Here is a 16,013-nt window from a genome sequence, read left to right as displayed (position 1 = left end):
GTTTGTCATTACTTCGTCGCTAGTGGATACGCCCCATCGGTCCAGCGTGGTATCGGGTTCGAAAAGGCTGTCCAGGCAGGCTTTCGTTCTAGCCCTTGATCACCATCATCAATAGTGCTGGGCCGGGCGAGACGACCGGTCATATGCTCGGCGCCATGAACAGCATTCGACTCGACAAGCGTGACCTGATCCTGAGCAAGGGCTCGGCGGTGATGACCCGTCGCGGCTATCACGGTACCGGTGTGCTGGAGATCGTCCAGGCTGCCGGCATTCCCAAGGGCAGCTTCTATCACTATTTCGCCAGCAAGGAAGACTTCGCCCTGCAGGCGCTGGCGTTCATCTACCGCCCGCGTCTGCAGCGCTACGCCCAGGCGCTGAGTGACCCGTCACTGAGCCCGCGTGCGCGCATCCTCGGCTATTACCGTGAGCTGCTGGCGCATTTCGCGCGCCAGGACACGCCGCAGTATCACTGCTTCATCGGCAGCCTGAGTTTCGAGATGAGCGAGATGTTGCCGGCCATCGGCGCCGAGGTCGCGGCCATCCAGCAGGCTTCGGTGGACATCCTGCGCGGCTGCCTGGAACAGGCGCAGGCCGCCGGTGAACTGCCGGCCGACGAGGACTGCGGCAATCTCGCCACCTTCATCAGCGATGCCTGGCAGGGCGTGCTCGCGCGCCTCAAGGTCAGGCACAGCCTGCAACCGCTGGAAGCTTTCGTCACCCGCCTGGAGCGCTTGCTGCAGGCCTGATAACCGTCAAATCGCAGAGGAAAGATCATGAGCGCTCCCGTTCAAGCCCTGTTCGCCCCGTTCCGTCTCGGAAACCTCGAGCTACCGACCCGTGTGGTCATGGCGCCGATGACCCGCTCCTTCTCGCCGGGCGGCGTGCCCAACGCCAAGGTCATCGAGTACTACCGTCGCCGCGCGGCGGCGGGCGTGGGCCTGATCGTCACCGAAGGCACCACCGTCGGCCACCAGGCCGCCAATGGCTACCCGAACGTGCCGCGTTTCTACGGTGAAGATGCCCTGGCCGGCTGGAAACAGGTCGTCGACGCGGTGCATGCCGAGGGCGGCAAGATCGTCCCGCAGCTCTGGCACGTCGGTAATGTGCGCCGCCTGGGCACCGAGCCGGATGCCGCCGTTCCCGGCTATGGTCCGATGGAGAAGGTCAAGGACGGCCAGGTGGTCGTGCACGGCATGACCCAGGCCGATATCGACGAGGTGATCGCCGCCTTCGCCCAGGCCGCGCGCGATGCCAAGGCCATCGGCATGGACGGTGTGGAGATCCATGGTGCCCATGGTTACCTGATCGACCAGTTCTTCTGGGAAGGCAGCAACCAGCGTAGCGATCAGTACGGCGGCGACCTGGCCGCGCGCTCGCGTTTCGCCATCGAGCTGATTCAGGCGGTCCGTGCGGCGGTCGGCCCGGACTTCCCGATCATCCTGCGTTTCTCGCAGTGGAAGCAGCAGGACTACAGCGCACGCCTGGTGCAGACCCCGGAAGAACTGGAGGCCTTCCTCAAGCCGTTGTCCGAGGCTGGCGTGGACATCTTCCATTGCTCGACCCGTCGTTTCTGGGAGCCGGAGTTCGCGGGCAGCGACCTCAACCTGGCCGGCTGGACGCGCAAGCTCACCGGCAAACCGACCATCACCGTCGGCAGCGTCGGCCTGGACGGCGAGTTCCTGCAGTTCATGGTCAAGACCGACAAGGTCGCCGAGCCGGCCAGCATCGAGAACCTGCTCGAGCGCCTGAGCAAGGAGGAATTCGACCTGGTGGCCGTGGGCCGCGCGCTGCTGGTCGACCCGGACTGGGCGCTGAAGGTCCGCGAAGGGCGTGAGCAGGACATCCTGCCATTCAGCCGGGATGCGCTGACCACCCTGGTCTGAGCCCCTGTGAACTGGGCGTCGTGATCCGACGCCCAGTTTTCGGCCCCGGCACGTCGGTAATGCTGTTCATCTAAGGTTGCACGCGTTTGGCTCCCCTCTCCCATTTATGGGAGAGGGGCTGGGGGAGAGGGCTGAAGATGCCGCAGAACTGCCAGTTTTCCTCTCTCCCCAAGGGGGCGAGGGGACTGATCGCGTCTGACCACTTCTGGTGTAAACAGCATTGCGGCACATCGGGGCTTTTTTGCGTCTGCAGGCGGGCGACGTGCGATCCGCCCGTTGCCCTCACGGGCGGTTGTCGCCTGCCCCAGGAGCCAGTTGCGTATTCACGCTGATTTCCGCCCGTGGCTGCATGGCGTTGCGCAGATGCTGTTCGAACAGTGCCACGATGCCCTCCCAGCTGAGATGGCTGGCATGCCGGCGGGCATTCAGGCGCATGCCGCGTAGGGTCTCGGCGTCCTCCAGCAGTTCGCAGGCTGCGTCGCAGAAGCCGGCCTCGTCGGCGGGACGCGCGAGCATGCCGTTGTGCCCGTGATGGATGTGCTGGGCGGCTGCGGCCTGATCGAATGCCACCACGGCCAGGCTCGAGGCGAGGGCTTCCAGTACCACGTTGCCGAAGGTTTCCGAGAGGCTGGGAAACAGGAACAGGTCGCCACAGGCGTAGTGCTTCGCCAGCGTCTCGCCGCGTTGCAGGCCGCAGAACAGGGCATCCGGCAGTTGTGCCTGGAGGCTGGCGCGCAGTGGCCCGTCGCCGACCAGGATCAGGCGCATGTGCCTGTGCGGGTGCTTGAGTCGCAGCGCCTGAAAGGCCTTCACCAGCAGCCCCAGGTTCTTCTCCGCCGCCAGGCGACCGACATGCAGCACCGCCAGGTCGTCCGGCCCCAGGCCCCAGCTTTCGCGCAGCGCATCGCAGCGCCGCCCCGGGTGAAACAGCTGGCTGTCGACCCCGCGGGCGAGCAGCGCCAGGCGCTCGAAGTCGCGGCGTTCCAGCTCGACCTTCTGGCCGACACTCGGCACCAGGGTCATCTGTGTGCGGTTGTGGAACCAGCGCAGGTAGTTGGTCATCGCCCGGGTCAGCAGGCCGACGCCGTAGTGACCGGTGTATTGCTGGAAATTGGTGTGGAAGCCACTGACCACCGGGATCGCCAGGCGCCTGGCCGCGCGCAGCGCGGAGAGCCCCAGCGGACCTTCGGTGGCGATGTAGAGCACGTCCGGGCGCTGGCGTTTCCAGCGCCGCAGCAGCTTGTGCAGCGAGGACTGGCCCCATTGCAGGCCGGGATAGCCCGGCAGCGGCCAGCCGCGCGTGAGCAGCAGGTCGGCGTCGGCCGTCGTGGCCTGATCGGCCTCCTGGCGCGGACGTATCAGCTGCACGCGATGGCCAAGGCCGCGCAGGCCATCGACCAGGCGCCCGAGGGTGTTGGCGACGCCGTTGATCTCCGGCGGGAAGGTTTCGCTGATCAGCGCGATGTGCAGGGACGGTGCGTTCATGTACGCAGTCTCTGCGCGGGTCATGTAGTGAACATGACGCTCGGATGACGCTTGTGTGTCAGAGGCGCAGGCCGTGCAGCTGGTCGCGCAGCCAGATGTGCGCCGGGTCGTGCTGGCGATGGCGATGCCAGATCAGGCTGATCTGCACCGCAGGCATATCCAGCGGCAGGGGCGCGACCTGCAAGCCGAAGATCGGCGCGAAGCTGGCGGCCAGGCGCTCCGGCACCGTGCCAAGCAGGTCGGTCTGGGCGACGATGGCGGGAATCGGCAGGTAGTTGGGCAGGTGCAGGGCAGCCTGGCGTCTGACCCTGGCGGAGCCGAGCACGATCTCCAGCGGCGAGCCGCGTCCGGCGCGTGGCGTGACGATCGCATGGCGGGCCTGCTGGTAGTCCGCGAGGCTGAGGCCGCCGATGAATGCCGGGTGGTCCTTGCGGCCGATCACTACCAGCGTCTCCTCGCGCAACGGGGCGTACTGCAGGTCGGGCGAGTCGAGGTGCAGGTAGTCGATGGCCAGGTCCAGGGTGCCGCTCTCCAGGCGCGCGAGCATGCTGTCGGCATCGTCGCCCTGTGCCACCAGCTCCACCTGCGGCGCGACGTCCGCCAGGTGCGCTTGCAGCGTCGGCAGTAGCGCCGCCTGGGCGTAGTCGTTGAGCGACAGATTGAAGACATGCGGCGCATCGGTAGCGAAGGGCTCCGCCGGACCGAGGCCGGACTGCAACAGGTGCAACGCCTGGCGGACCGGCGGATAGAGCGCCAGGGCACGCGCTGTCGGCGTCATGCCGCGGGCGGTGCGCTGGAACAGCTCTTCGCCCAGCTGCCGGCGCAGGCGGGCGAGGGCATTGCTCACGGTCGACTGGCTCAGGTGCAGACGCAGGGCGGCACGGGTCAGGTTGCCTTCCTGCATCAGCGCGTCGAAGACCAGCAGCAGGTTGAGGTCGAGCTGGCGCAAATTCGTTATCAAGGATAATGCTCTTTCAGAATATCCATTATTCGAATGATTTGGCCGGGCCTAGACTGTTGTCAATCCACAGGAGAGCGCCATGGCCTACAACAACGACAATGCCCAGGCTTTTCGCAGCGACTACCGGGCTGCCATCCATCCGCTGTACAGCCCCTGGCTGCATGCCGCGTTCGTGCTGGCGTACGGCCTGCTCTGCATCGGCCTGCTGTGGCGCTCGCTGGAGGCCGTGGCGCCCTGGCAGTGGCTGCTGATACCCGCGACGCTGGTGTTCTTCAGCTGGGGCGAGTACCTGGTGCACAGGCGCCTCGGCCACAACCGAACGCGCTTCGGCAGACTCTTCTACAAGCGCCACACGGGCGACCACCACAGCTTCTTCGTCGAGACGCTGATGCCCTACGAGACCGCGCGCGACTGGCGCGTGATTCTGTTCCCGGCCTGGCTGATCGTGCTCTACAGCCTGCCCCTGTTCGCGCTCTGGTGGCTGCTGTCCCGGCTCGATGGCAATCTCGCCGCCTTGTTCGCCGGCAGCATGCTGCTGGGTTACATGAGCTACGAAGTGGTGCATGCCTGCGAGCACCTGCCCGCCGAGCACCCGCTCTCGCGCCTGCCGTGGATTCGCCAGATGCGCCGCCTGCATGCGCTGCACCACCGTCGCGAGCTGATGCATGCGCGCAACTTCGGCATCGTCCATCCGCTGATGGACTGGCTCTACGGCACCCTGCACTGGGAGCCCGAGGCGATTCACCAGCAGAACCGCCAGCAGCATCGCATCCGTGTCGCGTTACCCGCCGAGCAGGTACTGGGCTACGCCGCCGCGCCGGTTCACTGGCCGGACTGGCACCCGTCGTCACTGCGCATCTACGGTCGCGAGGGCGCGTTGCTCGCCGGTGAGCGATTCGAGGAAGACATCCACGCGGGTGGGCGCGCCGGGCACCTGCGCTGGGACGTGCTCGACCATCAGCCGGGCCGGTGCTGGCAGGCCAGTGCCCGTGGCGAACATGGCCTGCACCTGCTGCTGACCTACGCCTGCGTGGAGGAGCAAGGGGGCTGCGAGTTCGTGCGCACCCTCGAGTACGGTTTCGAGGGCTGGCCGATGCGACTGCTCAACGGCCTGTTCATGCGCCGCCGCATCGAGCGCGAGTCGCAGGCCTCCATGCAGGCATTACGTGAGGTCCTGGCCAGCCGCTGATGCCTGCTCGCCGCGCTCGCGTACCCAGAACAGCGTCGCGCCGGCCACGGCGGCCGGCATCATCAGGATGTTCAGCCCCGGCACCAGCAGCGCGGCGTAGGTGATGCCGCCGAAGCTCAGGCTCTGCCAGCGCTTCTCGCGCAGCCAGGCGAGCATGTCCTGCCAGCTCATCTTGTTGTTGTCGGCGGGGTAGTCGATGTACTGGATCGCCATCATCCACACACCGAACAGCAGCCACAGCGGTGCGGCCACGAGGTTGACCAGGGGGATGAAGCTGAGGATCAGCAGGCCGATGGCACGCGGCAGGAAGTAGCCCAGCTTGCGCATCTCGCGGCCCATGGTGCGCGGCACCATCGCCGCCAGTTCGGCCCAGCTGAACGGCGGGAAGTGGTCCTGGCCACGGGCGACCACCTCCACCTTCTCCGCGAGGAAACCGTTGAACGGCGCCGCGATGATGTTGGCCAGCATGGTGAAGGTGAAGAACACCATCAGCAGCACCAGTACCACGAACAGTGGCCAGAGGATGTACTGCAGAAAGCTCAGCCAGCTCGGCAGGTTGGGCATGAAGGTGTCGACCCAGCCGCTGAACTGCTGCACGGCGAAGCCGATCAGCGTGGCGAACAGGAGCAGGTTCACCGCCAGCGGCAGCAGCACGAACAGGCGCAGGCCGGGGCTGAGGATGAGTTTCAGTCCTTCACGCAGGTATTGCGGGCCGGACAGTACGGGGGCGGCGGGCATGGAAGACTCCGGAGTGGTCAATGGGCGCGACCATACCGATTTCAGCGCGCGGGTGAAAGTTCAGTCACTCTTGCGGGGTGCCTTGCGTCGCCGGCCCGATCACGATGTGGCTGCGTTGGCGCTTGGCCAGGTACATCGCGCTGTCGGCCGCCTTGGTCAGCGTGACCGCGTCCTGGCCATCGAGCGGGCACAGGGCGATGCCGATGCTCAGGGTCACGAAGTCGATGCATGTACCGGCGATGTCGAAGGGTTTGCGCAGCGCGGCGATCAGGCGCTCACCGACGATCCGTGCGGTTTCGGCGCTGGCGTTGGAGACCAGCAGGGTGAACTCGTCGCCGCCGAGGCGGTAGAGCTGGTCCGGCTGGCGCAGGGTGTGCTGCAGGCGCAGGGCAATGGCGCGCAGCAGCTCGTCGCCGGCATCATGGCCGAAACGGTCGTTGACCTGCTTGAAGTGATCCAGGTCGATGAAGAACAGCGCCAGTTGCTTGCCCTGGCTCTGGGCCTCGGCGATCTGCTGCGGCAGGTGTTCGAGAAAGGCCTTGCGATTGCCCAGCCCGGTCAGGGTGTCGTGATAGGCCAGGGTGTGCAGCTTGCGCCGCTGCGAGGCCTGGGCACTGACATCGCGGAGGATGCCGCGATACCCACGGAAGGTGCCGTCGGTGTCCTGTATCACCGACAGGCGCGCCTCGAAGTCACCGAGGGTGCCGTCGTGACGCCGCATCGGCGTGCAGAGGGTGCGCAGGCTGCTGTCATCGCGGGCGTTCTGGAAGTACTGCAGGGCCGTTGCCGTATGGCCACGCAGCAGCAGCTGGGTGAAGGGGCGGCCCAGCAGTTCCTCGCTGCTGTAGCCGAGAATCTTCACCATGGCGCCGTTGATGCGCTGGACCTGGCCGTGTTCGTCCACCTCGAAGTAGCCGTCCTGGATCGACTCGAGAATGGCGCGGTCACGTTGTTCGCTCTGCTCCAGGCGCTCGAGCATGCTGTTGAGGGCGCTGCCCAGCTGCCCCAGCTCATCCCTGCCGAGGTCCGCCAGCTTCGGCAGCCGGGTCTGCTCGCCGATACCGTCGATCTCCCGGTTGAGCACCTCCAGGCGCCTGAGCAGCCAGAACTCCAGGCCCATGTAGACAACCAGGGCAGCACCGAGAACGATGACGAAGCTGATCGCCAGGAAGAAGTGCAAGGCGTCGTGCGCACCGTTGTAGTTGCTGCGCTCGGTGGTGATGCGCAGGGCCAGCTCGGGTGCCTGCCACGGGTTGTCGAGCTGCAGCAGGATGCTCTGCCGTTTGTCGGACAGCAGCTCGCGGGGGCTGACTTCGGCGCCGAGGGGTGCCTCGTGCCTGGGCTGCCAGCCCGTCGTGTCGGCCACGGCGGGGATGAAGGCGACCTGGCCGACGAACTGGTGCGCCAGTGAGGTCATGCGCGACGTGGTGAAGAAGCGTCCGGCGATAAAGGCGCCGGCCGCCGGCGCAGTGCCGTCGCTGTCGGTGACGGCACTGCTCAGCAGCAGGGTGGGCACGCCATGGACCAGCAGGAACTGCGCCGTGGTGAAGCGCGGATCGCCCTTGGCGTCGAGGATGCCTGTCGCCGCGCTGCGTGCGTACACGTCGTTGCGCAGGTCTTCACGGCTCGGTTCGCCGCCCGGACCCAGCACCAGCAGTTCGCGGGTGTCGAACGTGCCCCAGCGCTCCAGCAGCAGGCGTCCCTGGGCATCGAACATGACCATGAAGTCGAAGTCGTAGTTGTCCAGTTCGGTGTCGTCGAGGTCTTCCTCCAGGTAGCGTTCCACCGGGCTGCGCGCCTGGGCGACCGCGTAGCTCTGGTCCCACCAGCTGTAACTGCGCAGCAGCTGCGCGGCCTGCTCGATGTGGTCGAACAGGATCTGTTGTGCCTTGCTGGCCGCGTCCTGGAGGTTCTGTTCGTCCTGCTGGTCGAAACGGCGCAGCAGCAGGTGGTCCGACAGGAGCTGGACGATCAGAAGGGTCACTACCAGCAGCGGCGCAAAGAGTGAAAACAGGCGTTTGCGCAGGCTCATCGGGGTTTTCGTCCTCGTCGCTACAGCCTCAGTATAGTGAGGCTCCGGGGCCGTGCATGAACGATAGCGCCTCTCTATCCGGGGCATTGGCGATAGGTATTTCCGCCCGTTCAGGCTGCCCGATAGTCTGGGCCGCACCTTCACTTTCGCGGGGCTTTCACTCTTCACAAGCCTTCCCCTAGCGCTTCGAAAGTCCCCTTTTTATTGCAGCCGGCGCGACGGGTCGGCGAGGAGTTAGCGATGTCCAGCGTTCGTCACGCCCGCGTCATCATCCTGGGTTCCGGTCCGGCCGGTTACAGCGCCGCCGTGTACGCCGCGCGGGCCAATCTCAAGCCGTTGCTGATCACCGGCATCCAGGCGGGTGGGCAGCTGACCACCACCACCGAAGTGGACAACTGGCCTGGCGACCCCCACGGGCTGACCGGCCCGGCCCTGATGCAGCGCATGCAGGAGCATGCCGAGCGGTTCGAGACCGAGATCGTCTTCGACCATATCAATGCCGTGGATCTGGCTGGCAAGCCCTTCACCCTGGTGGGCGACAGCGCTACCTACAGCTGCGACGCGCTGATCATCGCCACGGGCGCCAGTGCGCGTTACCTGGGCCTGCCCAGCGAGGAGGCCTTCATGGGGCGCGGCGTGTCGGCCTGCGCCACCTGCGACGGCTTCTTCTATCGCGGTCGCGAGGTGGCGGTGGTCGGTGGTGGTAACACGGCCGTCGAGGAAGCGCTGTACCTGGCCAACATCGCCAGCAAGGTGACGCTCATCCACCGCCGCGATACCTTCCGGGCGGAGAAAATCCTCCAGGACAAGCTGCGTGCGCGCATTGCCGAGGGCAAGATCGAGTTGCAGCTCAATGCCGAGGTCGACGAGGTGCTGGGCGATGCCAGTGGCGTCACCGGCGTGCGCCTGAAGCAATACGGCGGCGCGTACCGCGAGCTGAGTGTGGACGGTCTGTTCGTGGCCATCGGGCATACCCCCAATACCGGCCTGTTCGACGGCCAGCTGGCCTTGCAGGATGGCTACCTGGTGGTCGACGGCGGTCGTGCGGGCAATGCCACCGCGACCAGCGTCGCCGGCGTGTTCGCCGCTGGTGACGTGGCCGACTCGGTCTATCGCCAGGCGATCACCTCGGCCGGTGCCGGCTGCATGGCCGCGCTGGACGTGGAACGCTATCTCGACGGGCTCTGAGGCCTTGACCGCGTTGCTCGCGGTCGTCGCAGGCGCCGGCTTGCCGGCGCTGCGCAGCAGTGGCTGATCACCGGCCGACAAGCTCCTGCGGGGCTGCGCTCGGGCTGCTCAGTCCGGCCAGTGCCATGGCGGCTCGTCCAGCATGCCCTGGCCGCGGATGCAGGTCTGGCCGAGCTGTTTGTCCAGCTCCAGGATGTTGCATTCGGGGCTTTCCCTGAGTGTGGCGATCAAGCGGCTGGCGTGGGACACGACCCATACCTGGGTCTGCCGCGAGGCGGCGATGATCAGGCGCCCGAGCGCAGGCAGCAGGTCCGGGTGCAGGCTGGTTTCCGGCTCGTTGAGCACCATCAGCGAGGGTGGCCGTGGCGTGAGCAGGGCGGCGACCAGCAGCAGGTAGCGCAACGTGCCGTCGGACAGTTCGGCGGCTCCCAGCGGGCGCAGCAGGCCCTCCTGGTGCAGCTCGACGACGAAGCGCCCGCCGGCCTGGAAGTCGATGCGCAGGCGGCTGCCGGGGAAGGCGTCGTCGATGGCGGCGTCCAGAGCGGCGGGGTCACCGATCTCGCGGATGGTCTGCAGGGCTGCGGCCAGGTCGCGGCCATCGTGATGCAGCACCGGCGTGCGGGTGCCCAGCTGTGGCTGCCGTGCCGGCGCGTCGGCGTCGCTGCGGAAATGATCGTAGAAGCGCCAGCGGCGTATGGTTTCCCGGAGCTGGAAGACTTCCGGGCAACCGGGGTCGTTGCCGATCTGATCGAACAGGCTGTCGTAGTTCGGGAGGTGCTGGGCCAGTACCTCCCAGCTGCGTCCCTCACGCATGCGCACCATGGGGCCGGCGCGATCCACCAGCAGCGACGCCGGTCGGTAGCTGGCGCCGGCCCAGATGCACTCGCGCTTGATCTCCGGGTCGAGGGCGAAGGCGCTGGGCGTGGTGCGATCCTCACCCGAGTTCGACTCGGGAAGGCCCAGGGCGATGCTGTAGCCGAAATCATCCCCGACGAACCCCAGGCGCAGGCGCATGGCGCCCTGTCGCGGGCCACCCTGCACGGCTACCTCGCCATTGCGCATGCGCCGGGACACCTTCTCCGGCCCGGCCCAGAAACTCGACTCCAGGCCACCTTCACGGGCCAGGGCGTTGACCACGCCGCCTTGCGCGGTCTCCGCCAGCAGGCGCAGAGCGCGATACAGGTTGGACTTGCCGCTGCCATTGGCGCCCGTGATCAGGTTGAGCCGCCCCAGCGGCAGGATCAGGCGGTTGATCGAGCGGTAATTGGCAACGGCGAGGGTGTGCAGCATGAATGTCGTCCTGACGGGTTAGCGGCGGCCATGGCGCGGCGCAAAGGCCCACCAGGCCAGCAGCGGGTAGCACAGGTAGTGCAGGCTGAAGAGAAACAGGCCCATGGGGCTGGGCGTGTCCTGCAGGTACATCATGCCCAGCAGACCCAGGTAGAGCAGCCCCAGTACGCCGCCATAGAGCGCCGTGAAGCGCCAGCGCTCCGCGTTGCTGGGCGCACGCCCCTGGCGCCAGTGGAATACCAGCGCCAGGCCGGCGGCGATGGCGGCGGCAATCAGCAGGGTGGTGATCATCCCGCCGAGGCGCACGAAGGTGCGCAGCAGCAGGTTGAGCAGCACAGCCGTGATCACGCCGGCAGCGGCGTAGTAGCGCAGGTGCAGGGGCTCGCTCATAGCGCCTTGGCCAGGCCGAAGCGTTTGCTCAGAACCCGTTGCAGCAGCGCGCGCGGCAACAGCGCGGCGAGCAGGGGCAAGGCGCGGCTGCCGTTGCCCAGGCGCAGCAGGCGCGGGCGCTTGTCGCGCTGGACGGCGGCGAACAGGTGCGCGGCAAAATCGCTGGCCGGAGTCGGGTTGTCCTGCGAGGCCCTGGCGCGTGCGCGAATGCCCTCGCGCAATGGCCACCAGGGCGAATCCTCGCGAATCAGGGCTTCGGCCTGCTGGCTGGCGCTGGCGCCGAAACTGGAGGCGATGGCGCCGGGCTGCACTTCCATCACCTCGATGGCGAAGGGCGCCAGTTCCATGCGCAGCGCATCGCTCAGGGCATGCACCGCCGCCTTGGAGGCGCAGTAGGCGCCGGCGAAAGGGGTGACCAGGATGGCCGACACGCTGCCGATGTTCACCACCAGGCCACGACTGCGGCGCAACAGGGGGAAGAACGCACGGGTGACGCCGACGATGGCGAACACGTTGGTCTCGAACTGCTGGCGCATCGCGTCCACGCCACCGTCGAGCAGCGGGCCCATGGCGCCATAGCCGGCGTTGTTGATCAGGACGTCGAGGCCGCCGATCTCCTCGCCCAGGCGCTCGGCCAACTGCTGCAGGGCCTCTCCATCGTTGACGTCGAGTGCTACCGCATGAAAGCCGGCCTGTTGCAGTTCGGCCAGGTCGGACGCCTTGCGCGCCGTGGCCCAGACGGCATAGCCGCCGGCCTTGAACGCATCGGCCAGGGCGCGGCCGATGCCGCTGGAGCAGCCGGTGATGAGGACGCTGGGTTGAGGCATGCGCGGGACTCCCTGAGACGCGAATGGGGCTGCAGCTTAGCAGCCACGGCTGCAGTCATGGCCAACGTCCGCTGCCGGTGTTTCTGCGTTCATGGGACGAACTTGCCCTGCAGGCGCTCGGCGCGAAATTCCAGCGTGGACGGGCGATAACCGCTGCGCAGATCGGGCACGGGCAGGCAGTCGTTCCAGCTGGCGCCCGGCAGCAGTTCACCCGGGCCGCTGTAGCGTGGCGACTCGTACAGGCGTTGGGCCAGGTTGGTGGCGTTGCCGGGGCGGTAGGCGGCGACCTCCCAGCGCAGCTCGAGCAGGGCGGCATCGCTGCCGTTCCTGAGTGCGATGGCCAGCGGGCGGTCGGCGGGGCAGCGCTGCGGGTCGTAGTTCAGGCGCAGTTCGAGGTGGGCGAGGTAGCGCTCGTCGCGGCTTTCCTGCCAGAGCACCCAGGTGGCGACCAGGCCGAGCCCGAGCAGCGCCGCCATGGAAACCGGCAAGGCCTTGCCCGGATAGCGGATCAGCAGGATCAGCCAGGTAATGACGAGTGCGACACCGAACAGCATGAGAACAGCCCTGATTGAAGTCTGTGCTCATCGTACACAAGCTGTCGTCGCACGGGTAACCGCCGAGGCGTTACCGGGGATGTGCGCAGGAGCCGGCAGGCCGGCTCCTGCGTGGGGCGCTTACCTAGCCATGTGCCGCCACCGCGTCGCTGCGGCCGTAGACATCCTCCAGGCGCTCGATGTCGTCTTCGCCCAGGTAGGTGCCGGACTGCACCTCGATGATCTCCAGCGGGATCTTGCCCGGGTTGGACAGGCGATGCACCGAGGTCATCGGGATATAGGTGGACTGGTTCTCGGTGAGCAGGAACTCGCGGTCGTCGCAGGTCACGCGGGCCGTGCCGGATACCACGATCCAGTGTTCGGCGCGGTGGTGGTGCATCTGCAGCGACAGCTGCGCCCCCGGCTTGACGGTGATGTGCTTGACCTGGAAGCGACCGCCCATGTCCACCGAGTCGTACGAGCCCCAGGGGCGGTAGACGGCACAGTGGTTCTGGGTTTCGCTGCGGCCTTGCGCGTCGAGCTTGCCGACCAGCTTCTTGACGTCCTGCACGCGGTCCTTGTGCGCCACCATCGTGGCGTCCTTGGTCTCCACCACGACGATGTCGTCCAGGCCGAGCACCGACACCAGCTTGCCGTTGCCGTGCACCAGGCAGTTGCGGCTGTCTTCCAGCAGCACGTCGCCGCTGACCACGTTGCCGGCGGCGTCCTTGTCGTGCACTTCCCAGATCGACGACCAGCTGCCGACGTCGTTCCAGCCTGCCGACAGCGGCACCACGCAGGCGTGATCGGTCTTTTCCATTACCGCGTAGTCGATGGAGTTGTCCGGGCAGCAGGCGAAGGTGGCCGGGTCGATGGCGATCTGCTCGCCCTCGCGCTGGCTGCGCTCCAGGGCCAGCAGGCAGGTGTCGTAGATATCCACGTCATGCTGCTTGAGCTCTTCCAGGAAGCGGCTGGCGCGGAACAGGAACATGCCGCTGTTCCAGTAGTAGTTGCCGCTCTCGACGTACTCGGAGGCCCGCTTGGCGTCGGGTTTCTCGACGAAGCTGGAGACCCGTGCGACGCCGTCCGGCAGCTCGCCGTCGGTCTCGCCGAGGATGTAGCCGTAGCCGGTCTCCGGGCGGTTGGCCGGTACGCCGAACAGCACCATCTCGCCTTTCTCGGCGGCCACGGTGGCCAGCGCCAGCGCCTGGCGGAAGGCTTGCTGGTCATCCAGCACATGGTCGGCCGGCAGCACCAGCATCAGCTCGTCGCGACCTTCGGCCAGCAGTTGCAGGGCTGCCATGGCCACGGCCGGCGCGGTGTTGCGGCCGAAGGGTTCGAGCAGCAGCAATTGCGCCTGCTGGCCGATCTGCTCCAGCTGCTCCTGGACGATGAAGCGGTGTTCCTGGTTGGACACCAGTACCGGAGGCTGCATGCCTTCGATGGACAGGCGCTGCAGGGTTTGCTGGAACAGCGTCTGCTCACCGGTCAGGGCGAGGAACTGCTTGGGGTACAGCTTGCGCGAAAGAGGCCAGAGTCGCGAGCCGCTGCCACCGGAAAGGATGATAGGGGTCATGGTTGTGTCTCTCCTGAACGATTGATCAAGTGGTTTGCCCGTGTCGTGTCGGTGCGACGTGTACCCGCCGTTTTCCTTGTTCTGCAGAAGCCGTGGATGGCCTCAGCCATCGATGGGGCGCTTGACCCAGACCGGCGACAACTTGCCCTGGCCGCCGGTGACGAACAGGCTGACCACCTCGCCGCGCTCCAGCGTGACCGGCTTGAGGTCGGCGACCTTGCGCTCGCCCTCGAACAGCGCCAGGCCGACCTTCACCGGGTTGATCTCGCGGTCGCCACGGCCATCGGGTGCGACGTCGGCGACCACGGCGGTCTTGCCGTCGGCGGTCTTCAGGCTGAGGGTGCTGTCGCTGAGGTTCTGCACGCGCAGCATGGCTTTCTGCCGGCTGCTGAAGGGCGGCTCCTCGACCAGGCGCGGCTTGGCGCCACTCTGGCTGACCAGGGTGTAGTAGTGCTCGGGTTGCAGCTGCACCGGCATCTGCGCAGTGCCGACCTGAGCCTGGTAGCTGCCCGCCGGGAGGAACTTGAAGTCGCTGGAACCCAGCGGCGAGATCTGCTTGAGCTGGGTCTGGCCGACGCTGACATCGAGTTCGGCGCTGCTGGCGTTGTACGCACGGACGAAGGCCGAGCCCTTGGGCGCCTTGGGCCCGTAGAGCGCACCGTCATCGGCGGCGTGTGCCTGCAGCATGCCGAGGCCGAGGGCCAGCGCGCAGGTACCCAGGGTGAAGCGGCGCAGGGTGGTTGGTTTGGTCATTGGATAGTCCTCCTTGGGGGATGAATCAGTGACTGGCCGCAGCCAGCCCCTGGCGCTCGCCGCCCGCCTTGAGGGCGGCGAGCCATTGCGGGTCGAAATCGGTGAAATCGCTGGTCATCGGCAGGTAGCGCTCGGGGAACTCCCAGATCACCAGCTGCGGCGGGTTGTCCGCGAATTCCTCGCTCTGCAGGTACTTGAGCATCGGCACCAGCGGGCCTTCGCCTTCCTCGGCGTAGTTGCCGAGGTCACGCTGCAGGTGCTGGCGCAGCGCGCCGGCGAAGTTCCAGGCCGGGTTGGCGCTGTAGCTGGTGCCGACCAGGGCCACCGGCATGTCGCTGTCGGCGAACAGGTCGTCGCTGCCGGCCTGGGTGCTGTGGGTTTCGCGCTGTTGCAGCTGATCGGCTCGCGGCAACAGGCTTTCGAACAGCGGCGCCAGGGGCAGGAAGCGGGTCAGGTCGCCCTGGTGCGCGCGGGTCTCGACGGTCTCGGTCACGAACCGCTGGGGGTCGCCACGCAGCTGCACCGCGCTGCGCACCACGTCGCTCAGGGCGCGTGCGGTGACATCGGCGCCCTGAGGCGTCCAGTGGGTATCGGTACGCAGGAACATCTGCGCCTTGCCCTTGCCGGCCAGCAGCGGGCCGAGCAGGTCGGGCGCGGCGATTCCGGCGTTGCGCACCGCACGGTGGAAGCGCGGGTAGAGGCTGGTCTGCAGGGCACTCGGGTGGTGCTCGCCGGTGTGTTCCGGATACAGGCGGGTCTTGGCCGGGAGGATGGCCAGCACCAGGTGGATGTCGCGTTGTTCCAGCTGGCGCTGCACGCCCCGGATCAGCGCCAGGTTGTCGCGCATCTGGCGCTGGGCGTCGGGCACCGGGTCGAACTCCTCGTCCGAGTACAGCCAGCCGCCGTCACCGATCACCAGGCCGCTGCGCCCTTCGCCGAAGGCCAGGTACTCCAGCGCTGCCCACAGGTTGATGCCAGCCTGCTTCAGGGGGAACTGCTCGTCGTAGTGCTGCTCGATGCTCTTGGCCAGGCCGCCATCCAGCACGCTGGACTTGGCCGGCATGCGGTAGTCGGCGAGGTTGGCCAGCGCGAGCAGGCTGACGGGCAGCAGGAGCAGGCTGAACAGTACGACGTAGAGCGTCTTGATGGGGCGGTTCATCATCGGCCT

General features: G+C 66.9%; 15 protein-coding genes. 4 read left to right on the top strand and 11 right to left on the bottom strand.

The window, feature by feature from the left end:
- Positions 1-155: 155 nt before the first annotated feature.
- Both EPK82_RS22640 and EPK82_RS22635 read left to right on the top strand, forming a co-directional pair.
- A complete protein-coding gene (locus EPK82_RS22640) occupies positions 156-746 on the top strand; it encodes a TetR/AcrR family transcriptional regulator (RefSeq protein ID WP_231499282.1) in 591 nt (196 codons plus the stop codon).
- A gap of 27 nt (positions 747-773) precedes the next feature.
- On the top strand, positions 774-1,883 hold the full coding sequence (locus tag EPK82_RS22635) for an NADH:flavin oxidoreductase (RefSeq protein WP_134678116.1): 1,110 nt from the start codon (positions 774-776) through the stop codon (positions 1,881-1,883).
- A 282-nt stretch (positions 1,884-2,165) separates the two neighbouring features.
- Here the strand turns inward: EPK82_RS22635 and EPK82_RS22630 are convergent, their stop codons facing one another.
- A complete protein-coding gene (locus EPK82_RS22630; protein WP_167494396.1) occupies positions 2,166-3,392 on the bottom strand; it encodes a glycosyltransferase family 4 protein in 1,227 nt (408 codons plus the stop codon).
- Between the two features lie 34 nt (positions 3,393-3,426).
- The gene (gene bsrA / locus EPK82_RS22625; protein WP_134678114.1) at positions 3,427-4,329 is read right to left on the bottom strand and encodes a LysR family transcriptional regulator BsrA; all 903 of its coding nucleotides are present in this window, start codon (positions 4,327-4,329) and stop codon (positions 3,427-3,429) included.
- A gap of 79 nt (positions 4,330-4,408) precedes the next feature.
- Between bsrA and EPK82_RS22620 the strand changes: the two genes are divergently transcribed.
- Entirely contained in the window at positions 4,409-5,518 is a 1,110-nt protein-coding gene (locus EPK82_RS22620) for a sterol desaturase/SRPBCC family protein (protein WP_134678113.1), read from the top strand.
- On the opposite strand, the gene cysZ is transcribed toward EPK82_RS22620, so the two are convergent.
- The gene (cysZ, locus tag EPK82_RS22615; RefSeq protein WP_037046781.1) at positions 5,492-6,256 is read right to left on the bottom strand and encodes a sulfate transporter CysZ; all 765 of its coding nucleotides are present in this window, start codon (positions 6,254-6,256) and stop codon (positions 5,492-5,494) included. The two genes, EPK82_RS22620 and cysZ, sit on opposite strands and share 27 nt — an antisense overlap.
- A 64-nt stretch (positions 6,257-6,320) precedes the next feature.
- Positions 6,321-8,288, bottom strand: coding sequence for a sensor domain-containing diguanylate cyclase (locus EPK82_RS22610; protein ID WP_134678112.1), 1,968 nt, complete (start codon positions 8,286-8,288; stop codon positions 6,321-6,323).
- A 240-nt stretch (positions 8,289-8,528) separates the two neighbouring features.
- Between EPK82_RS22610 and trxB the strand changes: the two genes are divergently transcribed.
- Positions 8,529-9,476, top strand: a complete 948-nt coding sequence (trxB, locus tag EPK82_RS22605; protein WP_037046785.1) for a thioredoxin-disulfide reductase — start codon at positions 8,529-8,531, stop codon at positions 9,474-9,476.
- A 108-nt stretch (positions 9,477-9,584) separates the two neighbouring features.
- Here trxB and EPK82_RS22600 read toward each other — a convergent pair whose 3' ends face one another.
- From EPK82_RS22600 to EPK82_RS22570, 7 genes are all read right to left on the bottom strand, one after another.
- On the bottom strand, positions 9,585-10,766 hold the full coding sequence (locus EPK82_RS22600; RefSeq protein WP_134678111.1) for an AAA family ATPase: 1,182 nt from the start codon (positions 10,764-10,766) through the stop codon (positions 9,585-9,587).
- Positions 10,767-10,784: 18 nt separating this feature from the next.
- On the bottom strand, positions 10,785-11,156 hold the full coding sequence (locus EPK82_RS22595) for a hypothetical protein (RefSeq protein ID WP_037046790.1): 372 nt from the start codon (positions 11,154-11,156) through the stop codon (positions 10,785-10,787).
- Positions 11,153-11,983 (bottom strand): SDR family oxidoreductase, encoded by an 831-nt coding sequence (locus tag EPK82_RS22590; RefSeq protein WP_134678110.1) that lies wholly within the window; start codon positions 11,981-11,983, stop codon positions 11,153-11,155. The genes EPK82_RS22595 and EPK82_RS22590 overlap by 4 nt, the downstream gene beginning before the upstream one ends.
- Positions 11,984-12,072: 89 nt before the next feature.
- Entirely contained in the window at positions 12,073-12,537 is a 465-nt protein-coding gene (locus EPK82_RS22585; RefSeq protein WP_037046803.1) for a hypothetical protein, read from the bottom strand.
- A 124-nt stretch (positions 12,538-12,661) separates the two neighbouring features.
- Positions 12,662-14,092 carry a mannose-1-phosphate guanylyltransferase/mannose-6-phosphate isomerase gene (locus EPK82_RS22580; protein ID WP_134678109.1) on the bottom strand — a complete coding sequence of 477 codons (1,431 nt, stop codon included), beginning with the start codon at positions 14,090-14,092 and terminating at the stop codon, positions 12,662-12,664.
- A 102-nt stretch (positions 14,093-14,194) separates the two neighbouring features.
- The gene (locus tag EPK82_RS22575; RefSeq protein WP_134678108.1) at positions 14,195-14,845 is read right to left on the bottom strand and encodes an alginate O-acetyltransferase AlgF; all 651 of its coding nucleotides are present in this window, start codon (positions 14,843-14,845) and stop codon (positions 14,195-14,197) included.
- Between the two features lie 25 nt (positions 14,846-14,870).
- On the bottom strand, positions 14,871-16,004 hold the full coding sequence (locus EPK82_RS22570) for an alginate O-acetyltransferase (protein WP_134678107.1): 1,134 nt from the start codon (positions 16,002-16,004) through the stop codon (positions 14,871-14,873).
- Positions 16,005-16,013: the final 9 nt, after the last annotated feature.

The sequence above is a fragment of the Ectopseudomonas khazarica genome (assembly GCF_004521985.1).
Lineage (GTDB): Bacteria > Pseudomonadota > Gammaproteobacteria > Pseudomonadales > Pseudomonadaceae > Aquipseudomonas > Aquipseudomonas khazarica.
The sequence above is the reverse complement of the archived record's forward strand: the minus strand, read 5'-3'. Positions and strand labels throughout refer to the sequence as shown.

What these genes read in the sequence shown, in the direction of transcription:
- EPK82_RS22590 (WP_134678110.1), bottom strand. Translation starts at nt 11,983, where the DNA reads ATGCCTCAACCCAGCGTCCTCATCACCGGCTGCTCCAGCGGCATCGGC.
- EPK82_RS22630 (WP_167494396.1), bottom strand. Translation starts at nt 3,392, where the DNA reads ATGACCCGCGCAGAGACTGCGTACATGAACGCACCGTCCCTGCACATC.
- EPK82_RS22635 (WP_134678116.1), top strand. Translation starts at nt 774, where the DNA reads ATGAGCGCTCCCGTTCAAGCCCTGTTCGCCCCGTTCCGTCTCGGAAAC.
- EPK82_RS22575 (WP_134678108.1), bottom strand. Translation starts at nt 14,845, where the DNA reads ATGACCAAACCAACCACCCTGCGCCGCTTCACCCTGGGTACCTGCGCG.
- EPK82_RS22620 (WP_134678113.1), top strand. Translation starts at nt 4,409, where the DNA reads ATGGCCTACAACAACGACAATGCCCAGGCTTTTCGCAGCGACTACCGG.
- trxB (WP_037046785.1), top strand. Translation starts at nt 8,529, where the DNA reads ATGTCCAGCGTTCGTCACGCCCGCGTCATCATCCTGGGTTCCGGTCCG.
- EPK82_RS22580 (WP_134678109.1), bottom strand. Translation starts at nt 14,092, where the DNA reads ATGACCCCTATCATCCTTTCCGGTGGCAGCGGCTCGCGACTCTGGCCT.
- EPK82_RS22570 (WP_134678107.1), bottom strand. Translation starts at nt 16,004, where the DNA reads ATGAACCGCCCCATCAAGACGCTCTACGTCGTACTGTTCAGCCTGCTC.
- EPK82_RS22610 (WP_134678112.1), bottom strand. Translation starts at nt 8,288, where the DNA reads ATGAGCCTGCGCAAACGCCTGTTTTCACTCTTTGCGCCGCTGCTGGTA.
- cysZ (WP_037046781.1), bottom strand. Translation starts at nt 6,256, where the DNA reads ATGCCCGCCGCCCCCGTACTGTCCGGCCCGCAATACCTGCGTGAAGGA.
- EPK82_RS22600 (WP_134678111.1), bottom strand. Translation starts at nt 10,766, where the DNA reads ATGCTGCACACCCTCGCCGTTGCCAATTACCGCTCGATCAACCGCCTG.
- EPK82_RS22585 (WP_037046803.1), bottom strand. Translation starts at nt 12,537, where the DNA reads ATGCTGTTCGGTGTCGCACTCGTCATTACCTGGCTGATCCTGCTGATC.
- EPK82_RS22595 (WP_037046790.1), bottom strand. Translation starts at nt 11,156, where the DNA reads ATGAGCGAGCCCCTGCACCTGCGCTACTACGCCGCTGCCGGCGTGATC.
- EPK82_RS22640 (WP_231499282.1), top strand. Translation starts at nt 156, where the DNA reads ATGAACAGCATTCGACTCGACAAGCGTGACCTGATCCTGAGCAAGGGC.